The 25,369-nt window shown below is 37.5% G+C and carries 4 protein-coding genes; all 4 read left to right on the top strand.

The genetic code is table 11. The features are described from left to right. Positions 1 to 37: 37 nt before the first annotated feature. The 4 genes from BKM63_RS05975 (at position 38) to BKM63_RS05960 (ending at position 25,343) form a co-directional block, all read left to right on the top strand. Positions 38 to 451 carry a hypothetical protein gene (locus BKM63_RS05975; protein WP_071635722.1) on the top strand — a complete coding sequence of 138 codons (414 nt, stop codon included), beginning with the start codon at positions 38 to 40 and terminating at the stop codon, positions 449 to 451. Then, complete coding sequence (gene sprC / locus BKM63_RS05970) at positions 448 to 1,896, top strand: gliding motility protein SprC (protein WP_071635721.1); 1,449 nt, start codon at positions 448 to 450, stop codon at positions 1,894 to 1,896. Before BKM63_RS05975 ends, sprC begins: the two co-directional genes overlap by 4 nt. Before the next feature lies 1 nt (position 1,897). After that, a complete protein-coding gene (locus BKM63_RS05965) occupies positions 1,898 to 7,636 on the top strand; it encodes a PorP/SprF family type IX secretion system membrane protein (protein WP_242661105.1) in 5,739 nt (1,912 codons plus the stop codon). Between the two features lie 136 nt (positions 7,637 to 7,772). Beyond that, positions 7,773 to 25,343 carry a T9SS type B sorting domain-containing protein gene (locus tag BKM63_RS05960; protein WP_071635720.1) on the top strand — a complete coding sequence of 5,857 codons (17,571 nt, stop codon included), beginning with the start codon at positions 7,773 to 7,775 and terminating at the stop codon, positions 25,341 to 25,343. Positions 25,344 to 25,369: the final 26 nt, after the last annotated feature.

Raw genomic sequence — 25,369 nt, 5'->3', positions numbered from 1 at the left:
TATCGTCTTATAAGGACCAAATAAAGATCAAAACATAATGGCTCTATCTACAAAAAAGTATTTATATATATTCTTTTTGCTTTCTCCTATTTCGTTAAGTCTGTATGCGCAAAGCTCAGCAACAGAAAAGCCTACAGTTTCTGTTGGTTCTGACTGCAAATCAGCGACGGTAATCGAAGAAAATCAAAATAACGATTCAGCTGTTACGACTAACAGCAAAATAGATAATTCAAATCAGTTTATAGTAGGGTTGTCCACCCCCAAGGACAACCTTACTATGGCAACTGAAATGAAAGATCAGTCTACAGATTGTAATGAAAATTCATTTATAAGTTCTACCTCAATTCTTGCAAAAGATATCATTGAGAACTATAAATATGATTTTTCAGAAACATTCATTGATATCTTGTTTTTTGAGCGTATAGACTTAGCAAGAACTCGCACTATATGATTCAAAAAACTACTTTATCTTTTACCAAAATATTGCTTTTATTTAGTATAATTATTTTTACTAAATCAAACTGTTATGCCCAAACAAAAACTATCAGTCCGCAGGTACTGCCTTTTGATAGGATTTGTGCGGGTATTGACGGTAATGAATATACGGCAACATTTACCTATACAGGATTTCCTGCCGAAACGGTTTTTGTGGTTGAGCTTTCAACTAACAATTTTACAACCATTGTAACGGCAGCTACTACTCCTGTTAGCGATACTGGTACTCAAAGAACTGTAAAGTTTTCGGTTCCTACTAATCTTGTTGGTTCAGATACTTATAGTCTGAGAGTTTCTACTACAGGTTTTTCCAGCGGTAAATTTGTTTCTTTTGGTTTAAAGAATGCTTTCCCGGTTTATTATAAAGCACATGACAGGCAGTATACCATAAATAATTTTAATGGTACGGCTGCATTTTGTGCAGGAGGAAGTTATTTATTAAAAATTGACCCGGATTCAGCAGATCCTGTTAATGATTCTCCTTTGAAATTTTCTTCTCTAACATACAACTGGTACAAAGACAATGGCGTTTCTGCACTTCCAACTCTTATGGCGGGTGCATCAGGGCCAACTTACAGCGTTACTGCACCAGGTGTTTATTATGTTGAAACAAATTACGGTACTTGTACATCGGGATCTTATTCGAATCGTGTAACAGTTTCATCTTCAGGAGGAGGCTCTGCAGTTACAATCGATTCAAGTTTAGGAAACCCTTTTTGTTCAAACGGTGATGGAACAGTTTTAACTGCAACAAGCGGTAACAGTTATGTTTGGACAAAAGATGGAAAACAAATAGGAACAACCCGCAGTATTAACGCAAAAGAAAGCGGTGTTTATAACGTAGAAGTTGATTTTGGAGGTTGTAAAGCTTCAGGGTCTATTAACTTACAAAGTAATGGTTTTACAGCTAGTATAGATGTGGCAGAAACAACTTCTATAAACGAAGGAGAAACTTTAAATGTATCAGTTACTACAGATGCCGCAAATCCGACTTTTGAATGGTTTTTAAACGGAAATGCTATAAGCGGTGCAGCATCAAATTCGTACTTGGTAGCCGTACCAGGTAATTATAGAGTAAAAATTTCTCAGGCAACCGGATGTATCTCTTCTCAGGAGTTTAATTTTAGAGTAACGGGGCCTTCTCAGCCGTCATCTGTAATTCAAAATATTATTAAACTAAGTGGTTTAAATCCATATTGGAACATACCAGATGAATATAAAAACGCAAATACCAAAGTAATAATTCTTAGTTCAAACGGAGAAAAGGTTCTGGATGTAGTCAACTATCAGGGCGATTGGCCTCAGACCGCAATAGATTTTAAAAATGTAAATCCAGTATATTATTATGTCATTCAATCAGACACAGGTGAAAAAAAAGGATCAATAACTGTGATTAAATAATATGAAGAAAATTTTACTATTCATAACTTTATTTTACGGTTTTTCAAATGCACTCTATTCTCAGGATCAAAATGAGAATGGAGTTGTTTCGTTTTCATTACCTATAAGAAATTCTTTAAAGTTTAATAGATATTTAATTAACCCAACTTTTAGTTTCGTTCGCGAATCTAATCCGTATGCCAGTTTTTATAATAAAAGGCAATGGGTTCAGTTTGACAACGCACCACAAACTTATTTAGCAAATTATTCAGGTCGTTTTAGAGAGAATGAAGCTTTTGCGGTTGGCTTATTTCAACAAAATTATGGATTAATGACCGTTTTTGGCGGTATTGCCAATTTCGCTCATAATATCGTTTTAGAACAAGACAGTAATTTAACTTTTGGTTTAAACGTTGGTGTTTACCAAAGTGGTTTAGATAAAGGAAAAATTATAACAGACGATACAGATATTTTAAACGGAGATTATCCGTCAAATACTTTACTTACTGTTAATCCAGGTATTAATTACGGAACCGCTTTTCTTGATTTTGGAGTATCGGTTAACAATTTAGTGCTTTACAATTTTGGTTCAGGAATGGTAAAAGACGATCCTGAAAGAGCAATCGAACTGCATGCTATGTACACAGGCTATCTGGACAGCTATGGTTTTTTTGACAGAAGTAAATTCTCCGGAATTGTAAAAACAGAACTTAAAAAGGATAAAACAGTGATTTCCGGACTTGCTATGCTGGCATTACAGCAAGGAGTTTGGGCACAGGCAGGTTACAATACATTATACGGAGTTTCTGCAGGTTTGGGTATTAATATTTCACCAAGCATTGCAATCGAATACAACTACGAAAGAGGAATGGGCAATTTTACAAACATGGGAGGTTCTCATGAATTTGCAATTGCATACAAATTCAAAAGTAGAAATTACTATTACGGAGATGACGAAGAAGGTTCATTAATCGATCCTTCAAAACCAAAGCCAGTTAAGGCTAAACCAAAATCTGAAGCAACTCAAGTTAACAGAACTGAGATTGCTGAAAAGAACAGACTTGCCGCAGAAGCAAAAGCAAAAGCAGATGCAGAAGCAAAACAAGCAAGATTAGCGGCGGCTGAAAAAGTTAGGGCAGATGCCGAAGCTGCAGCCAAAGCAAAATTAGAAGCAGACAATAAAGCTAAAGCAGATGCCGAAGCTATTAAAATAAAATTAGCAGCCGATGCTAAGGCAAAAGCTGATGCCGCAGCTGCAGCAAGAGCGCAGACTGCAACAGCAAACAGAGCAGTTGCGACAACACAAAAAACAGCCGTTCAATTGGCAGCTGATAAAGCAAGAGCCGATGCGGAAGCACGCAGAATCAAATTAGCGGCAGATAATAAAGCAAGAGTTGATGCAGCCGCAGCAACAAGAGCGCAAGCGATTGCAAATAAACCGGCAGCAGCTGGCGCGGCTCCACAAAAGACACAGGCGCAATTAGTGGCAGATAAGGCAAAAGCAGATGCTGAAGCATTGAAAATAAAATTAGCAGCAGATGCTAAGGCAAAAGCTGATGCAGAAGCCAAAGCAAAACAAACTGCGGCTAACCCAGCTCCTGCAGCACCACAAAAAACAGCAGCGCAATTAGCAGCAGATAAGGCAAAAGCTGACGCTGAAGCCGCAGCTAAAGCAAGATTAGCAGCTGCAGAAAAGGTTAAGGCTGATGCAGAAACAGCAAGACTGGCAAGACTTGCCGCAGCTGAAAAAGCAAAAGTTGACGCTGAAGCATTAAGAGTAAAATTAGCAGCCGATGCACAAGCCAAAGCTGATGCAGCTGAAGCTAAACGTAAAGCTGATGCAAAAGCAAAAGCAGAAGCAGCAGACATGCAGTCTATATTAGCAGCTGATGCCAAAGCAAAAGCCGACTCAGATGCATTACAAGCAAGGTTAGCGGCAGAAGCAAAAGCAAAAGCAGCTTCTGAAGCAAAAACTAAAGCGTCTATTGATGCTGCAAACAAAGCAAAATTAGCAGCAGATGCTAAAGCAAAAGCAGCAGAAGAGGCAGCTCTAAAAGAAAAATTAGCAGCTGATGCCAAAGCAAAAGCTGATGCCGAAGCAAGACAAGCTATAATTGCAGCGGAGGCTAAAGCAAAAGCGGACGCAGAAGCATTAAAAATAAAACAAGCAGAAGAAGCAAAAGCAAAAGCAGCAGCAGAGGCACAGGCTAAGTTAGATGCCGAAGCAAAAGCAAAAGCAGATGCTGAAGCATTACAAGCAAAATTGGTTGCCGATGCAAGAGCTAAAGCCGACGCAGAAGCATTAAAAATAAAACAAGCAGAAGAAGCAAAAATTAAAGCAGAAGAAGAGGCGCGCCAGGCCAAATTAGCAGCCGATGCAAAAGCAAAAGCCGATGCAGAAGCACTACAAGCAAAATTAGCTGCTGATGCCAAAGCCAAAGCTGATGCTGAAGCCCTTCAGGCTAAACAAGCAGCAGAAGCAAAAGCCAAAGCTGATGAAGAAGCACGCCAGGCTAAATTAGCAGCAGATGCTAAAGCCAAAGCGGATGCAGAGGCAGAACAAGCTAGACTTGCTGCTGATGCGAAAGCCAAAGCTGATATGGAAGCGCTTCAAGCTAAATTAATTGCTGATGCAAGAGTAAAAGCAGATGCCGAAGCTACAGCGAAAGCAAAAGCGGATGCTGAAGCGAAACAATTAAGAGAAGCAGAAGAAGCACGTCAGGCTAAGCTGGCAGCTGATGCCAAAGCAAAAGCCGATGCGGAAGCACTTCAAGCAAAACTGGCTGCTGATGCAAAAGCGAAAGCAGATGCAGAGGCTCTTCAGGCAAGACAAGCAGAAGAAGCACGTCAGGCTAAGCTGGCAGCTGACGCAAAAGCTAAGGCAGATGCAGAAGCACTTCAAGCTAAACTGGCTGCTGATGCGAAAGCAAAAGCCGATGCAGAAGCTCTTCAGGCAAGACAAGCAGAAGAAGCCCGTCAGGCTAAATTGGCAGCTGATGCTAAAGCCAAAGCAGACGCTGAAGCTCTTCAGGCAAAACTTGCAGCTGACGCAAAAGCAAAAGCCGATGCAGAAGCACTTCAGGCAAGACAAGCAGAAGAAGCACGTCAGGCTAAGCTGGCAGCTGATGCCAAAGCAAAAGCCGACTCAGATGCATTACAAGCAAGGTTAGCGGCAGAAGCAAAAGCAAAAGCAGCTTCTGAAGCAAAAACTAAAGCGTCTATTGATGCTGCAAACAAAGCAAAATTAGCAGCAGATGCTAAAGCAAAAGCAGCAGAAGAGGCAGCTCTAAAAGAAAAATTAGCAGCTGATGCCAAAGCAAAAGCCGACTCAGATGCATTACAAGCAAGGTTAGCGGCAGAAGCAAAAGCAAAAGCAGCTTCTGAAGCAAAAACTAAAGCGTCTATTGATGCTGCAAACAAAGCAAAATTAGCAGCAGATGCTAAGGCAAAAGCTGATGCAGAAGCCAAAGCAAAACAAACTGCGGCTAACCCAGCTCCTGCAGCACCACAAAAAACAGCAGCGCAATTAGCAGCAGATAAGGCAAAAGCTGACGCTGAAGCCGCAGCTAAAGCAAGATTAGCAGCTGCAGAAAAGGTTAAGGCTGATGCAGAAACAGCAAGACTGGCAAGACTTGCCGCAGCTGAAAAAGCAAAAGTTGACGCTGAAGCATTAAGAGTAAAATTAGCAGCCGATGCACAAGCCAAAGCTGATGCAGCTGAAGCTAAACGTAAAGCTGATGCAAAAGCAAAAGCAGAAGCAGCAGACATGCAGTCTATATTAGCAGCTGATGCCAAAGCAAAAGCCGACTCAGATGCATTACAAGCAAGGTTAGCGGCAGAAGCAAAAGCAAAAGCAGCTTCTGAAGCAAAAACTAAAGCGTCTATTGATGCTGCAAACAAAGCAAAATTAGCAGCAGATGCTAAAGCAAAAGCAGCAGAAGAGGCAGCTCTAAAAGAAAAATTAGCAGCTGATGCCAAAGCAAAAGCCGACTCAGATGCATTACAAGCAAGGTTAGCGGCAGAAGCAAAAGCAAAAGCAGCAGCAGAGGCACAGGCTAAGTTAGATGCCGAAGCAAAAGCAAAAGCAGATGCTGAAGCATTACAAGCAAAATTGGTTGCCGATGCAAGAGCTAAAGCCGACGCAGAAGCATTAAAAATAAAACAAGCAGAAGAAGCAAAAATTAAAGCAGAAGAAGAGGCGCGCCAGGCCAAATTAGCAGCCGATGCAAAAGCAAAAGCCGATGCAGAAGCACTACAAGCAAAATTAGCTGCTGATGCCAAAGCCAAAGCTGATGCTGAAGCCCTTCAGGCTAAACAAGCAGCAGAAGCAAAAGCCAAAGCTGATGAAGAAGCACGCCAGGCTAAATTAGCAGCAGATGCTAAAGCCAAAGCGGATGCAGAGGCAGAACAAGCTAGACTTGCTGCTGATGCGAAAGCCAAAGCTGATATGGAAGCGCTTCAAGCTAAATTAATTGCTGATGCAAGAGTAAAAGCAGATGCCGAAGCTACAGCGAAAGCAAAAGCGGATGCTGAAGCGAAACAATTAAGAGAAGCAGAAGAAGCACGTCAGGCTAAGCTGGCAGCTGACGCAAAAGCTAAGGCAGATGCAGAAGCACTTCAAGCAAAACTAGCAGCTGATGCTAAAGCTAAAGCCGATGCAGAAGCTCTTGAAGCTAAGCTGGCAGCAGATGCTAAAGCAAAAGCAGATATGGTGGCTTTACAAGCTAAGTTATTGGCCGATGCAAAAGCAAAAGCGGATGCCGAAGCAACAGAAAAACTAAAAGCTGAAGAAGAAACAAGATTATTAAGAGAGGAAGAAGAACGTCAGGCAAGATTAGCTGCAGAAAAAGCTAAGGCAGATGCCGAAGCAGCAGCAAGAGCAGCAGCCGCAAAAGACGATACAGCAAAAGCAATTGAAAGTTTAACGCAGTCTATTGAAGGTACAAGTAAAGCACAAAATGATTTATTAGATCAGTTTAAATCTACTGTAGCAAATAAACAAAAAGACTTGAACGACTTAAAAGAAGAGAATGATTTAAGTGAAAAAGGAATTTATAGAGAGCCAAAACCATTTAAAAGTGTTGCTGCAGAAAACAGCCAGTTAGAGGCTTTAAAAGGACAACTTGCTGATGCAAGCAGAATCCAGAAAGATGAAATTGCCAAGCTGACAAATTTATATAACGAAAGGCTTAAAAAAGTTCCAAATAAAAACGATGCTTTAAACAAAGCTTATCTTGAAAAGATAAATCAATTAAAAGCAGCGCAGTTAAAAATGGAACAGGAGGGTGCAGCTTTATTAGCCGATTTAGAGCGTATCAAAACGGAAACGGAAATTGAGAAAAAACGTAGAATTAAACGTGCAGCTTATGAAAATGATCAGGGAAGATATGCGCAGGACGTTGCCGCTCTTAAACGAATAAAAGAGACAACCAAATTAAGCAGTACGCCGCTAACAGCAAGTGATTTTGATTTTGGTGAAGATCAGTCAAACATGCAGATTATTAAGAATATTAAAAACTCTGAAAGTGGTTATTACATGATTCTTGCGGTACATAATAGTGTTGAAAAAAGAGATCAATTCTTAACGAAAGCTGTTGCAGCCGGACTTACAAACATTAATTTCTTCTACAACATTACAACAAGTAAGTATTACATCTATTACGAGAAATTCGATGGTTTACAAGAGGCTACAAAGGCACTTGAAGCAAAAGGATCTAAGTCATATAACGGGAAAATGGCGATCGTAAAAGTGGAGAATTAATATAATTATTGAGAATAAAACTCGTCCTTCTCTATTTCTGAGAAGGACATTTATAATAAATGTTTCAGAATGCTGTACTTTATTTTTTAACGCCCCTTAGAGAATAAAGGAAAAGCCCAAAAACAAAATGAAGACTATGAAAAAACCTACTATTTTTAAAGCATTAATTGCAGTTGTATTCATGTTGCTCAGTATTACTTCTTTCGCTCAGTTAAGAAAGGGTTTTACTACGCGGCATACAACCAGTTTAAATGGTGATATTTTAGTTATTGGAAACAATATCTTAAATAGGGATGATGGAAATAATAAGCGTCCAAAAGATCCTTATAATGATGTCGGCAGCAAGAGTGAAGTCAATGATAATTTCAACATGAAATACATTGATATTGATAACGACAATACCACAACATTAAATTCAAGCTCTGCAACATTAACAATTCCTCAGGCAAGTAAAACTTGTTATGAAATTGTATATGCTGCTTTGTATTGGGGAGGAACTTATCAGGGTTCTGATAGAAGCAAGATTAATCAGGTGAAATTAAAGACTCCTACTGCAGCTTATAAAACAGTTACAGGAACGGTACTATGGGATGAAGGAGCAGCAGGTGTTAATAATGCATACGTATCAAAACCATATGCCTGTTTTAAAGAAATTACAGACGAAGTTAAAGCAGCCAAAGAAGGTGTTTATACTGTTGGTGATTTAGTATGTTCAGAAGGAAAACTAGATAACGGAAGAGGAGGTAACTCAGCCGGATGGTCTATTTATGTAATCTATAAAGATCCATTACTTCCAAATAAATATATTACAAGTTTTGACGGTTTTAGTATTATTAGAAATAGTGATGCACCATTAGATATTCCAATTTCTGGTTTTAGAACAAATCCTTTTGGAGATGTAAATGTAAAACTAGCTTTTAGTGCACTTGAAGGTGATAATAAATTAACAGGAGACGGCCTTGAAATTAAAGGTGCTAAATCTGGTGCGTGGGGAGCTATATCTTCATTAGCTCGACCAATTGATGTAAGTTGGTGGGGAGCTAGTACTCCAAACTTTTTTAATAGTTCTATAACAGATGGTGATGTTGTTATGGGAGGCCGTACTCCATCCAGTAGAAATACGCTGGGGTATGATGCAGGGGTTGTAAAAATTGATAACGTTAATAATAGTATCATACAAAATGATGAAACCGATGCTACACTTAGAATCAGTACTTCATCGGATTCCTACTATATGTTTTTTAATGCATTATCAGTAGAAATTATTGCTCCAAAAATTGTAATCAGGAAGAATGTACTTGACAAAGACGATAAAATTATTGGCGGTCAGCCTGTAAGTCTGGATCAGGAACTTAGATATGAACTGAAGTTTAGAAATGAGGGTAATGATAATGCTAAAAACTTTACTATTACAGACGTTCTTCCAAACAATGTAATCTTTAATGGTCTTAGTGATATAATATTTATGGAGCCCGGTATTACTGCGGCTTATACTGCTGCTACCAGAACACTTGTGTTTACAGTACCAGATCATATGGTTGTTTCTAAACAAACGGGCAGTGGAGATTACTACAATATTAAATTTAAGGTTCGTGTTGTAAAAGATTGTAATGAATTAGTTGATGCTTGTTCTAACGAAATTAAAAACACAGCGGTTTCTAAATACTTTGGAGATAAAAACACAACTCCAGGAGGATTTGGAGAGGGTAGTTATTCTACAATATCAGAATGTAATGTGGGCGAACCAACATCAACCAATTTCTTAGTAGGTATTGATAAATGTTTATTCAGCCGCGATGTGTCGTTGTGTGGTACTGCCGTTTTAACTGCTGCTAATGGTTATACAACTTATGTATGGAAAGACCCTAACGGCGTTATTTTTGGAGGTAACAACAGACAAGTTACTATTGATAAACCGGGAACTTATACTGTTGAAAACAGCGGTGCGGCAAATTGTAAACCTATTAAGCAGACATTTGTTGTTACAGATTATTTGGCTGGAACAAATAAAAGTCCAATAAAAGGAGACAATATTGATCCTGCTACAGGTGAAGCTTATGGTTGTGTACGTGACCAAAAGCCATTTCCAAAAATATTTTTATGTGGTCTAAATGATAAAAGAATCATAGACACTAAAATTACTAATGCTGCAAGTATCGTTTGGCAGGAAACAAAAGATGTGCCTCCTGCAGAAACACCTAATCCGGACAGCTGTCCTTATGAAGGTGCAACTAACTGGACTACTGTTGCAAATGGTCCAGTTTTTACAGCAGATAGAGCGGGTGTTTTCAGACTTGTAATTAATTATGGTAATACATGTGTGGTTACACATTATTTTAATGTTTACCAAAATTTACTTGATCCAAAAGCAGAAAAGCAAGACATCATTTGTAATACTCCAGGTAGAATTACCGTTACAAATCCACCTGAAAATTCAGGTTACAGCTATAGTTTAGATGGTACCAATTACCAAACGTCCAGTACATTTAATAATGTTGCAAAAGGAGATTATAAAGTACAAATCAGACAGACGGTATTAATTGATGGTGTACTTTCAACATGTCCGTTTTTTGTTGATGTTACTGTTCAGGAACTAGAATTTAAAACAAATCTTGAAGCTACGCACCCAATTTGTACTGCAGATAAGGGAACAATTAAAGCTTCTATTAGTAATGTTCCTGGCGAATACAAGTTTATCCTTAGAAAAAAAGGAAGTACTGTTGAAATTCAAAATACAGGATTAATAACAAACAACTACATTACATTTACAGGAGTTGATCCGGGGGTATATGAAGTTGATTTTTCTACAAATCATAATGGTTGTTTCGCAACTAAAGAAATTGAAGTACTAGATTATCGTTTAACTGCTGAAGCCAAAATTACAAAAACGCTTTCTGCCTGCAGCGATGGTGAAATTACAGTTACAGTTACAGGAGGTACTCCAAGACCGGGGCCGCCACCTTATTACTTATATTACATAAACGGTAATACAAATTATATTACAAACCCTATTATTCCGGTAACTACTGCTACTTTACCAACAGACGGAATTTACAACATTGTGGTTGTAGACGATAAAGGATGTAAAGTAACATTAGCGCCAATTAAAATTACGCAGATTCCAAAACCAACAGTTACGGCTACGCCGAACTCCGTTGATTGTTATGGAACTAACAGCGGACAAATAAATATCACTGTTACACCTGCAAATTCAGGTTATGCAGTTTCATACAGCGTTGATAATGGAGCATTCAGTTCTGTTACACCAATTACCAATTTAGCTGCTGGATCACATTCTTTAGTAGTTAAGTATACTTATGATGGTGTTGAATGTACAGATCCGGCCAGAACAATTATAATTGCAGGTCCAACAGATGCTTTAACAGCTTCTGCGGGTGTATCTGAATTAGCAGGATGCGGACCAGCAGGATTTGAACACCAGGGTAAAATTAGAATTACAAACGTTCAGGGTGGAACACCAGGATATACTTATAGTTTTGATAACCAAGTAAATTGGATAAATTCAAATGAAGCTTATGTTAATCCAGGAAAGTACACGGTTTACGTTAAAGACAGCAAAGGTTGTATCTTTCCAATGTCAGATATTGTTTTAGATCCTAAACCAGCAGATCCAACTATTGAGCCAAACCCTCAGGTTGTTTATAATTGTGATGGAACAGGAAAAGCTACTATTGTTGTAAACAATACAGGAGGAGGAAATTATACATATGAGTATTATATCGATACCAAGCCTAATGTTCCTATTACCAGTAATGTATTTAATAATGTTCCTACAGGAACTCATCAAATTTCAGTAAAATACAAAGCTGTTGCAGCTGCAACATATAGTAATTTATTACAAGAAGATTTTGGAACAGGAGGTTATACTACAACTCCAGGAATCAGCTCGAAATATTGCTTTGAAGATGAAACGACTCCACACCCGGTAACTTTTCCATCAATATGCGGTAACATCAATGATTACCAGATAAACGATGGTAAATATGCTGTTGCAAGCAGTATCAAAACAACTTTTGGAGGTACTTGGGTAGTTGCTAAAGATCACACTTTACCTACGAATAAATTAGGAAGATTTTTATGTGTTAATATTGGAAGTTCAGCGGGAATTGGAGGTATTATTTACAGTAAACCTATTAAAGACGTTATTGTAGATCAACCCGTAATTATTTCATTATGGGCAGAAAATTTAATGAAGAGTACTACAGGAGCCAATTATTATGATCCGGAATTAACGATACAATTAGTTAATGACTTAGGCGGACCAGGAGAAATTATCGTTGCAACAACCGATACTGCAAATCCTTGGAAAGTGCCAAGAAATGAAATATGGAATTATAAAGAATTGTCTTTAAATCCTGGGGCCTATAATAATCTTAGTTTTGTAATTCGTTCTTATAATGATAAATTCAGTGGAAATGATTTACTTGTAGATGATATTTGGGTTCGTCAATTACCTAAATCATGTATCACAGAGAAGAAATTTGATGTTGTTATTCAAAGCAATAAAGCGTTTAAAGTTTCGGAGCCAATCATTGATGATACAACCTGCAGTGATAAAAGCGACGGGCGTATTACTATAGCTGTAGAGAATTTTGATACTGTAAATGGTTTTAAATATTCTATCGATAACGGAGCAAACTGGAGTTCTTCAACAACATCTCCGGTAATTATCAACGGATTAGCGAAAGGAATTTATAAAGTTATTGTTAAAAATGACGACGCAGGTTTATGTTCGTCAACTTTTACAAAAGAAATCAAATCACCGCTTGCAATTGTATTATCAGCAAGTGTTGTTACACCGCCAACATGTACGGTAGGGGCTCTTATTAAAGCAGAAGTGACCAGTGGAGGAACACCAAGTTTTAAATATGAACTGCGTTTAACTGATGGTACTATTGTAAAACCATTTCAAGATTCAGATACTTTCCAGCTTAATGTTGGACAAATAGGAGATTTTGAAGTTTTTGTAAAAGATGCCAGCAATTGTGCCTCTCCGGCTTCAAACAAAGTAACGGTTACAGGAGCAGTTGCGCCTACTGCATCATTAGATGTTACGGCCTCAGATTTATGTTATGATTTAACTAACAAAGCTACTTTGGTAGTTACTGTAAATAACGGAAAATCACCATTCTCTTATAGTTTAGATGGTCAGACAGGACAAACAAGCAATATTTTTAAAAATGTTGGACCTGGGGCACATACTATTGTAGTTACAGATGCTAACGGATGTACTGCCAATGTTTCTGGAATTCCAACAATAGCAAATGAATTAAAAGCAGAAGCGAAATTAACCAAACCATTAGATTGTACGAATTCGCCTAATGCTCAAATTACGGTAATGAATGTTCAGGGTGGTACACCTGGATATACTTATGAAGTATCTACTAACGGAGGAACTTCATTTGATCCAATGCTGACGGCTGTTTATGAAACAAGTACAGCAGGTAGTTTTATTTTTAGAGTAACAGATTCTAAAGGTTGTCAGTTTACAACATCAGCTGTTGCAGTAAATGCAAAAGTAGATCCAACAGCTTCTTTGGTTAGCAAAACAGATCCTAAATGTAATAATGGCACAGATGGTCAATTTACAGTTGTAGGAGCAGGTGGTTTTGGACCAACTTATACATATAGTTTTAACGGAGGCCTTTTTGGTAACTCTGCAACATTCTCAGGTCTTGATGCTTTTGTTGGAGCAGTTAACAGTAAAGAATATACATATCAGGTAAAAGACAGTAAAGGCTGTGTTTCTCCAGTTTATAAAGTAACCTTAAACAACCCTACAAAAGTTGTAGCTTCGGCAAATTTTGCAGCAAACACAACTTGCAGCACTACGACAACTATTACGACTTCAGCTGTAGGAGGTACAGGAGACTATAAATATAATTTTGGTGTAGGTAATACAAATTATAACGATACGAATACATTAGTAGTAACAAATACAAATGCAGCACAAACAATCACTTACTCTGTAAGAGATACTAATGGTTGTATTGATACTAAAACTATTGTAGTTCCGGCATTTAACCCGCCAACAGCAATTAGTTTCTCAGCACCAGCTGCGATTACATGTAATAATACTTCAACAAGTATTACTTTAACCGTTACCGGAGGTATTGCACCGTTAACTTATACCATTACATCTGGGCCTGTAACAGGGACTAATACAACTGGTACGTTTAGTAATTTAACGGCTGGTACCTATACATTTAAAGTAACCGATGCCAGAGGATGTTCTGTTACAGACTCAACAGTTATTAATCCGGCAGCTGCAATTACAGCTTCAGGAGAAAAAACAAATGAAGTATGTTTTGGAGCTAACAATGGTACAGCAACTTTTACGGTAAGTTCAACTAATTTTAGTTATACTTTAACTCCTAACTCCGGAACAGCAACAAAAGTAAGCAATGAAGTAAAAGTTACGGGTCTAGGTGCCGGTACTTATTCTTTCGTTGCAACTGATCTTACTACAGGCTGTGTATCAAATACAGCACAAGTTACGATTGATGCAGCTACTGAGATCAACTATACTGTAACTGCTTCAAAAATTAACTGTTCTACTACAGTTTCAACATTAACAATTACAGGTCTTTCTGGCGGAAGCGGTGGTTATTCTTATGCTTACGCAAAAAGCCTATCTACAGCGCCAACTACTGCTTATGGAACAACTTTAAAAGTTGATACAGCGGTGTTAACAACTACTATAGATGTTTATGTTAAAGATACTAATGGCTGTGTCGTTAAGAAAACAGTTTCAGTTTTAACTGAAGATCCGCCGCATATTGATACTCCTGCTATGCAGTGTTATACAGGTTCACCAGTTGATATATTAATTACGGGAACTTACGTAGGAACACCAAGTTACAGTATTAATGGTACTAATTTCGTACCTACAAATAATTTCAGCCTTACTCCAGGTACATACACTTTATATTTAAAAGATGGATTTGGATGTCCTGCTACTACAACTTATGTAGTTCCGGAACAGCTGACTATAAAAACAGAAGTTGAAGCAGATGCTGCTTGTACTCCAAATACAACAATTAAATTAAGTTCAACGGGAGGTACAGGTACTGTAAGTTATCAGGTTTCTTATAATGGTGGAGGTTTTGTAACTGCTGCGAATCCATACTTAGCAACAGGAACAGGTACATATCAATTTAAAGTAACCGATTCTAAAACACCAGCTCCGGCTTGTTCAGCTTTATCTACGATTATTAATGTTACATTAAAATCTACTGTTCTAACAGTAAACACAAGCAAAGTAGATGTAAAATGTCATGGAGAAAGCACAGGAAGTCTTTTGGTTACGCCAACCTCTGGAAAAGCTCCATATACTTATGCTATAACTAAAGGCGGAGCAGCTGTTCCTGCAACAGTTTCTGCTTCAACTACATCAGCCTCAGCTACAGGTTTGGCTGCTGGTATTTATGATATCGTAGTTACAGATGCTATAGGTTGTCAAGGTACAGCACAGGTTACAATTACTGAGCTTCCGGTATTAGCGGCTACTGCAAGTGTTGATCCGTTTACATGTAATACTTCTAATACTAAAGAATCTAAAGACGTTACAGTTACAGCAACTGGAGGAAAAGCTCCTTATACTTATAGTTTCAATGGAGGTTCTTATGAGACTTCAAATATATTTATCGTTTCTGATAACGGTAATACACAAACAGTAAAATATTCTGTAAAAGATGATAATGGCTGTATAACAGCAGAAAAAACGATTACAATAGCACCGCTTGTTTTACCTAAGATTTCAAAAGTTGATGCTACTGTAATTTACTGTGATCCAGTTGAAAGCACAACCAGTACAGCTACAATTACATTAAGTGCGGGATCTGGAACTTATACAATTGTTTCAGGACCAGTAAGTAATACATCTGGAGCTACAAATGGAATTTTCACAGATCTTACTGCGGGTAATTATGTTTTCAGAGTAACAAATGCAAATGGTTGTTATGATGATTTTGCTAAAAACATTCCTGCTTTAGTTTCAATCGATGTTACGGCAACTAAATTAAATGATGTTTATTGCCATGGAGATGCAACTGGAACAATGAGATTTAATGTTTCAAACTTTACTTCGACTTATAGCTACAAAGTAAACAGCGAACCTACTGTAACGGGTAGAACTGAAAAGGTATTTACATTAAATCGTGGTGTAGGTATCTATGATGTTGTATTTACTGACGAGACTACTAATTGTACATTAACAAGAACAATTCAAATTTTAGAACCTGCAAATGCTTTAGGTTTAACAATTGATTCTAATGTAAATGCTAATTGCGGAAAAATAACTTCTACTGTAACTGTACAGGCTACAGGAGGAACACCAACTTATCAATATGCAATATTAGATGCTGATGATACAACTGGTGCTCCGGTTTATGGTCCAGGAGCTGTATTTAATATTAATTCTAATTCTGGTGCAGACTTAAATTGGGTTATTTATGCCAAAGACAGTAAAGGATGTACAACATCAATACCAGTTACAATTGCAACAGATACTAAACCAACAGTAACTGCTGTTGTGGACAATCAATGTACTGCTTCGGGTAGTTCATTTAAAATTATAGCCACAGGAGCTGATGGAGTTGCGCCATATACTTATACTATTAATACAGGAGTTGCACCAAGCCCGGCAGATACGTTTACTGTAGCTGCAGGAACTTATACAATTACAGTTAAGGATGCAAACGGATGTACTAATACAACAACTGTTACTGTAAACGGAACAATGATTCCTACTGCAGTAAGAACAAAAGATCTTACATGTGCTGCTGTTTCGCCTACAGATGCAACTATTGCAGTATCAGTAACAGGAGGAAAACCAGCATTTGGATATAGAGTGAAAGTGCTTCCTGCTGCTTACACAGGAACACCAATTCCTTTTGCAGGAATGTCAACATCTTTTGTATATACTACATCAGCGGCAGGAACTTATCAGTTTGAAATTACTGATGCCAATGGTTGTACTAAAGAAACTAGTACAGTTGTTATTAATCCTACTCCAACTGTAACAGCTTCTCATACTCCTACTAATCCTACTTGTAACGCAGGTACAGATGGTGTAGTTCGTTTAAATGCACTTACCGGAGAAGCTCCGTTTAAATATAGCTTTAACGGATTACCTTTTGATGATGCTTATATATTTGGAGGATTAACAGCAGGAACTTACAATTATATTGTAAGAGACGTAAAAGGCTGTGAGTATGCAGATACAGTAGTTTTAACTAATCCTGCTCCAATTGATGGAGTTGTAACTCAAACTCCAATTATTTGTAATTTAAATACTCTTGGAACCTTTAGCGTAAGTGTAAATTCTGGTGGTACTGCTCCATATGTATATACATTATATGACACAAACCGTGCTGTATTAGCAACATATACTGAAAATTCAGGAACAGTTCCAACGACTCCTTATACTTTTTCAGGACTTAATTTCGGTTATTACTATATTACAATAGTAGATGTTAATGGATGTAAATTTGAAACACCAAGACTTAGAATTGAAACACCACCTGATTTACAAATAGACGATGTAGTTGACTCTAATAGTTGTGCTACAGGAGTAGATATTAAGGTTATTACAAGTGGAGGACAAGGTCCTTATAGATATTCTATTTTTGGTCAGCCAGAGACAGCTCCAATAGCAAGTAATACTTATGTTTTTACAGGTTTGTTACACAATACAACTTACTTTTTACAAGTAAGAGATAAAAATAATTGTATTTCTATTAAAGAGGTTCAAACGCCTGCGGCTCCTTCGACAATTAAAATTACCGGTACAGCAAGTACAGATGCTACTTGTTCTGGTACTTCTAATGGAACATTAACGTTTACAGTTCAGGATTATAATCCTCTTGTAACACAAATAAATTTTAAAATACTTGATGCATTAACTTTACTGCCTGTTGCTATACCATTGGGTCCACCATTAACTGGACCAGCAGGTGGTCCTGTAACCCATACTATTAATAATTTACCAGCGGGTAATTATGTATTGCAGGTTACAGAAGATGATCAGACACAGTGTTCAACAGCTTTCACATTTGAAATTGCGCAGCCAGCTCAGCCTCTGAATGCAAGTATTACTTCAGTAATTCCTGCTAATTGCCATAATGGTGCATTCGTAACTATTAAAACAACAGGCGGAACAGGACCATATTATTATGGCGCGGCAGTTGCACCTGCTATTCCTACTCTTTTCACAAGTACTAATAATGTTTTAGAATTAGATCCTAATTCAGGTACAAATTGGAATATAGTTGTTAGAGATGCACAAGGTTGTGAGGTTCCTTTAGGACAAGTAATTCCGGTAGATTCAAGTCCGGTAATTACTTTAGATTTACTTAATGACTGTGCAGCAGAAGGTGACTTTAATGTAAGTGTTATAGAAACTACTGCAGGAACAGGAACTTATTCAATTAGTGTAGACAGTGATAATTCTTATACAAGTATTCCATCAGGTCTGCCTCATACTGTTTCAGGACTTTCTTCTGGATCGCATACAATTTATATTAAAGATGCCAACGGATGTGTTGATTTTAAAACTATAAATATTAATGCTCCTCTTGACTTGTCGCCTGCTGTTGTTAATTTAGAACCAACATGTACGGCAGTAAACGGAGGAAAAATAACACTAACAACTACGGGTGGTACAGGAACTTATACCTATACTATAGATGCTCCGGGTGCGGTGGTAACAAATAATGTTATTACTAATCTTGCGGCAGGAAGTTATACTGTTACTGTTACAGATGGTGTATGCAGCGCAACCGTTCCGGTTAAGCTTGAACTTCCAATTCCTGTAACTTTTGATGCAGTGGTAAAAGATGCGACTTGTTTTAATTCTAGTACAGGAACGATTACGGTAAACTTACTTCCGGGTAATACAGAACCAGTGTATACTTATACTATTGCTTCAGCAACGGCAACACCTCTTCCTGGGGGAATTGTATTAGTAGGTAATGTATTTACTAATGTTCCTCAAGGCAGCTATAATATTACTGTAACTTCAGGAAAAGGGTGCTCGCTTACAAAACAATATAATGTTGGTCAGCCAACAGCAGCTGTAGGCGCTATTGTTAATGTAGATCCTTTTAGCTGTAATACAAGTAATTCGGTTAAAGAAGCTGTGGTTACAATTATCGGAACAGGCGGAACAGCACCATATCAGTATAATTTTGATGGAGGTACCGTGTACTATGATGATAACATTAAGTTAGTTGATAATATTGCTGGAGAAACAGTGCATTATTATGTGAAAGATGCTAATGGATGTTTGTATGATGATACTGTAATTGTAGCTCCATATCAAAAATTATTAACTATTAACTTCGCAGTAGTGACAGCTCCTGTTTGTCCAACAAACGTTGCCGATGTAAAAGTTACAGTTACTGGAGGTTATACTCCTTATGCGAAGTATGAAATAATTTCACCAGCATATTTTAATAATGGTACAGTAGATACATTTACAAATTTAGATACAAATGTAAATTACCTGTTTAGAGTTACAGATGCTAATGGATGTTATATCGAGGATTACTATAAAATTGCTCCGGTTGTACCAATTGATATTACACGTACATCATCAACAAATGTAAGTTGTAATACGGCAAACGGAATTGATAATAACGGAACAGCAACTTTCACAGTTTCTGACTATAGTGCGGCTGGTTATACAGTTGCAGTAACAAGTACTCCTGCTGCATTAGCATACAACACACCAACTATAGCAGCTAATATTGTTACAGTTACAGGTTTGGTTGAAGGTACTTATACAATAACAGTAACAGACAATACAACAAATTGTTCAAAATCTGCTAATGTTGTAATTACAATGCCGGCTCCAATGGTGATTGCGGCAAATGCTACAAAAGTATTTTGTAACAGTCCTGATTCACAAATTACAGTTACGAGTGTAACAGGAGGAACATCTCCTTATACTTACGCTGTAGTTAAGGCAGTAGATCCTGCTCCAACAACTTTTACAGATAATATCGATACACCATTTACAGCTCATACTGGTTTAGTTGATCTATCTTGGAACGTTTATGTGAAGGATGCAAACGGTTGTATTGCAGGACCACAAAACGTTCTGGTTACTTACAACTTGCCTCCGGTTCTTAATATGCCAGCACAACAATGCTTTGTTGGTGCAGAATTAACAGTAGATCTTGATGCACTTTCTACAACTTACAATGGTGTGAAATCATTTAAAGTAGACGGTTTATCTGTAGGCTCTTTAGCAAAATTCACTGCAGATGGCAGTTATGTATTAACTGTTATTGATGATAATGGTTGCGAGGACAGCAAAACTTTTGTTATCCAAAAACAATTAACAGCAAGTGCAACTTTAAAGAAAGATCTTTATTGTACAGGTGCTATAGCTGCTACAATCGATGTTGAAATTCAAGGTGGAGTAGCTCCATACTTTTATGAAATATATCATAATGGAGCAGGTTCTGGTATACAAGTACCGGTAACTACTGGAAACAAATTTACAGTTTCACCAACAGCTGTTGGAGATTACTATTTTGTAATTACAGATAGTAATACACCTGCTTGTCCTGTAAAAACAAATACAGAAAAAGTAACCACTCCAGAGCAGCCAGAAGGTACAGAAACTCATGTAGATTTAAAATGTATGGCTGATACAGATGGAAGTTTAACTATCACGCCTTCAAAAGGAGTGGGTCCTTATACTTTTGCGTTAACTCCTGCAGGTAATACAACAGGAGATAATTCTGGAACTTACACAGGTTTATCAGCAGGTAATTATTCTGTTATTGTAACAGATAGTAAAGGTTGTTCTTCTGCTGCAATTCCGGTTGTAATTAGTCAGCCAACATTGCTTACAGCTACATATGAAATCTTAAAAAACAATTCATGTAGTGTTGAAACTATTATAGAAGTTACAGCTGCTGGCGGTACACCAAGAGCAGATGGTAAGTATTATTATAACTTTAATAATCAAGGTTATGATACTAAAAATACTTTCACGGTAGTCAATAATAATTCAATTCAAAATGTAACGTATACAGTTAGAGATGAAAACGGATGTGAAACAGGAATAGTTACAATACCAGTTGCTCCATTAGATCCTCCAATTGATTTAACATTCAATGCAAGCCCAATTACTTGTATCAGCGGAAACAGCAGCAATGTATCTATTACGGCTGCAAAAGGTGTTGGAGAGTTAACATTTGAAATTGTTGAGTTTAATGGTGCAGCTCCTGCAGTGCCTTATGCTCCTGTAAAAGTTGCAGATAATACAATTCCAGCAGTATTTAACGGATTACCATTTGGAGATTACTTATTTAAAGTAACAGATAACAACGGATGTTCATACAGCAAATTACTTCCAATTAAGGATGTTGTTAGAATAGAAGTAGGTCATTCATTACTTGCTGATATATCTTGTAATGCTTTAAATGATGGAAAAATAACATTTACAGTTTCTAAATTTGCCGGAACGTATACCTATTCAGTTACAGATGGAGGAGCCTATTCAGTAGGACCAATAACAACTTCTGATACCGAAATTCCATTAACAGGTTTATCTAACGGAACGTATGTAATTAGTGTAACTGATGTTATTACAGGCTGTCCGGCAACTTATTCAGTTGAAGTGAAACGACCAAGTCTTGTTACAGTTGCCGAAATCGATAATATACCTGCAAATTGTACAAAAGGAGCTTTAGTAACAGTTAAAGGAGATGGTGGAAGCCCAGACTATACTTATTCATTCGTAAAAGCTGGAGATCCTGCGGGTACATTTGAGCCAGAAGCTACCAGAGAATTAAATCCTGCAACTCCTTCTTGGTTTGTATATGCAAAAGATTTGAACGGATGTATTTCTGCTCCTATTACTGTAAACATTACTACAGACCCATTACCAGCTGGATTTACTGCTTCGGCTTTATCTCAATGTCCTGATAATGACGGAAACTATGTAATAGTTGTAAATGATGCTTTAGCTACAGGTATGGCACCTTATACATACAGTATTGGTGGAGACTTCCAAACAGATAAAACATTTACAGTAAAAGTTCCTGGAAAATATGATTTAACTGTAAAAGATAAATTTGGATGTCCTTTTGTATTTACTGAAATTGTAGAAATTTTAGAGCCATTAGATTTAAAATATAATAATGTTGTACTGCCAACTTGTGCAGATAGTGACGGAAGTCTTAGCGCAACAGCAACAGGTGGTTCAGGTAATTACAGTTATACGATTGGAGCCACAACTATTACAACAACACCGGCCGATTTCAAATTTTTAACTGCGGGTAAACATATAATTGTTGTAACAGATACATCTACAGGATGTACTGCAGAAGTTGAGGTAACATTAGGCGCTGCAACTCCTATTATAGGATTTGATGCATCTTCTACACCAGTAACATGTTTTGGAAGTACAGATGGTACAATTACAGCTGTTATAGATCAAACAGGTGCAAATGACAACCCTCCTTACAAATACAGTTTAGATGGAGGTCCATTACAAGACAATCCTTATTTTACAGGATTGGCAGCAGGAACTTATACTGTTGCGGTGATTTCAGCCAGAGGTTGTCCGGCTTCAAAACCGGTAACTGTAGGAACTCCGGCTATAATCGTAGTTCCAACGCCAACAGTTCTAGAGTATGGCTGTACTACAGATAACATTAGTAACCATGCAACAATTACGGTTAATGGTGTAAATGGTGGTTCAGGAAAATATACTTACGACTTCATTAAAGGAGGGGTAGTAAAATACAGCGGCCCAATAAATGTATATACAGAAATGGATTATACAGGAGGTACTTATACAATAATTGTTAAAGATGACAAAGGTTGTATTGGTAATACACAAACTGCTTCAGTTCTACCATTTATTGCTATGGATGATGTAGTGGTTACTGTAGACAAAAAGATAACTTGTATTTCAAAAGAAGACATTACGGTAACAGTGAAAGATAAGAATGGTGTGAATGTTCCTGGAACATTCGATTACACTCTTACTGGAACTAACGGAACAGTTTATGGACCAATTACTAATAATGACGGAAAATTTGGAGGACTAGATGTAGGTAACTATTTAATTACAGTTCTTAACACAGCTACACACTGTATCATTCAAGATGTTCATTTCATCTTTGAACCAAATGTGTACGAACTGAAAGCAGTTCCTGCAAGCGATAAAATTTGTTATGGTACTTCAGACGGAGTAGTTAATTTAACGTTATTGGATAATCTGGGTAATCCTGCAGGTCCATTCACGTATACAATTACCGGTCCGTTCCCAAGTACAGCAGTTATAACAGGACCAGGTCCAAATACAGTAAGTAATCTTCTCGCTGGACAATACAGTGTTGTTGCAAAATTAGATAACACTCCAGAGTGTACAACGGCTGCAATAATCTTTACAATAGAGCAGCCAACAGCAGCATTAATTGTTACTGCTACTAAGTCTGAAATTACTTGTGTTGCAGGTAATAATGACGGTGTAATCATTGCAAATGCAACTGGTGGATGGCCAGGAGAATACTTATACGAATTAAGATCTGGTGGTGCTGTAGTTAAGGCTTATAATGATTCTCCAATATTCGAGAATCTTACTGCCGGAAATTATACAGTGTATGCTAAAGACAGTTTTGGTTGTGAGACTTTTGTTAATGCTTCATTAGTGAACCCAACACCAATCAATGTACAAATCAGTGCTACGCCATTGCTTACTTGTTTCGATAACGAAGATGGAGTAGTAACTATTAATACTGTAACAGGTGGTTCAGGTAACTATACTTATACATTACACGGAGTATTAGTTGATGGTACTATTACGGTTGAGCAGTCACAAGGACCAGCTCAGTTTACAGGTCTTAAAGCGGGAAGTTACTATGTAACGGTTAACGATACTTGGGGTTGTACTAATAATTCTAATACAGTAATTATTAATCAGCCAACAAAAGCGTCAGGAACTTTAACTATCGTAGATAACGAAACTTGTCAAAAAGCGCCGGTAATTAAGCTTACTTTCCAGGGAGGAACACCGCCATATTACTATAGTGCAGACGGTACTACTTATTTTGGACCATACAACTCATTTGTTGACATCACATTACCACAAACAGTGGCAAAAGTGGAATACAAATATTTTGTAAAAGATGCAAATGGATGTATTAATGCTGAGACGAATCATATTCCATTCTCACCAGTTCCAAAATTAGATATCGAGCGTTTAAGCGAAGTTGATATTAGATGTCAGGGAAGCTCAACAGGTTCTATTATAGTGGTAGCAAAAGGAGGTTTAGGAAACTATATCTATACGCTGCAAAATGAGGCAGGAGTAAACATTACTCCAGCTCCGGTGCAGACAACACCAGGTACTTTCACAAATTTACCTATTGGTAAGTATATTGTTAAAATTGAAAGTTCTGATTGTTTGATCTTTACACCTGTTATCGAATTAACAGAACCAAATGCACCATTAAGTGCAAGTCCTGTTGTTACAGGAGTTACATGTAACGGATATAACAACGGTAAAATAACTGTAAATGTAACAGGAGGAACAGGAGCATACAAATATGCTATTGAGCCTGAATTTAAACAGTTCTTTGACAAAAATGTATTCGAAAACTTGAAACCTGGATTCTATGATATCTTAGTTCAGGATGAAAACGAATGTTATGTTTTCCTTAAAGATGTTGAGGTAACAGAACCAGATCCGCTTACAGCAGCTTTAGTTCCTAACTCTATGATTCCAGAGGTTTGTGTTGGAGATAAAAACGGAGAGTTTGCTATTGAAATTCAAGGCGGAACAGCTCCTTACACAGCAAGTCTTGATAACGAGAAGGGTCCATTCCTTCCTGTAACTGGTAATACTGTTGAGTACAAAGGTTTAACCGGAGGTAAGCACATAGTATACATTGCAGATAACGGAGGATGTCCTACCGAAATTGAAGTAGATATGGGATTACCGGTTCTTCTGGATCCTAAGTATACTATCTCTTACGATTGTGTTAACAATGCGCAGTCAAACATGGTAGTAGTTACAGTTGATGAAAGTAACAACCCTGCTGATATTGATTACTCTCTTGATGGAGGTGCAATCCAGCCAGATAATGTCTTTATCAATGTTCCTGCTGGTGATCATATTATTACAGTAAGACATACAAACGGATGTCCTGCCGAAGTTAAGTTTAACATCGTTGGTTATACTAAACTAGAATTAACGCTGGCAGAAGAAAAAGGTGTTTGGAACATAATCACAGCAACTGCTACTGGCGGTGGAGGTGAATATGAATACAGTATTGATGGAGTAAACTTTAGTACAGAAAATAAATTCAAGATTTACAAAACAGGTACTTATACAATCACGGTTAGAGATAAAAACGGTTGTACAGATTCAAAAGACTACTACATCAAATACGTAGATGTTTGTCTTGATAATTACTTTACTCCGGCTGGTTCGACTAACACAATGTGGGGTCCTGGTTGTACAAATATTTACAACAACCTTACATTCTCAATCTTTGACAGATATGGTCGTGTAATTGCTAAATATCACTATGGTCAAAAATGGGATGGTAAATACAATGGCGAAGATTTACCTTCAGGTGATTACTGGTATGTTCTTAAACTAAATGACGAGAATGATGGAAGAGAGTTTGTTGGACATTTCACTTTATACAGATAACAAAATAATAGCCCCTATGATGTTAT

Source organism: Flavobacterium johnsoniae (genome assembly GCF_001879205.1).
Taxonomy (GTDB): Bacteria; Bacteroidota; Bacteroidia; order Flavobacteriales; family Flavobacteriaceae; genus Flavobacterium; species Flavobacterium johnsoniae_A.
Note: the sequence above shows the minus strand (reverse complement) of the source record. Positions and strands in the feature narration are given on the sequence as shown.

What these genes read in the sequence shown, in the direction of transcription:
- BKM63_RS05975 (WP_071635722.1), top strand. Translation starts at nt 38, where the DNA reads ATGGCTCTATCTACAAAAAAGTATTTATATATATTCTTTTTGCTTTCT.
- BKM63_RS05965 (WP_242661105.1), top strand. Translation starts at nt 1,898, where the DNA reads ATGAAGAAAATTTTACTATTCATAACTTTATTTTACGGTTTTTCAAAT.
- sprC (WP_071635721.1), top strand. Translation starts at nt 448, where the DNA reads ATGATTCAAAAAACTACTTTATCTTTTACCAAAATATTGCTTTTATTT.
- BKM63_RS05960 (WP_071635720.1), top strand. Translation starts at nt 7,773, where the DNA reads ATGAAAAAACCTACTATTTTTAAAGCATTAATTGCAGTTGTATTCATG.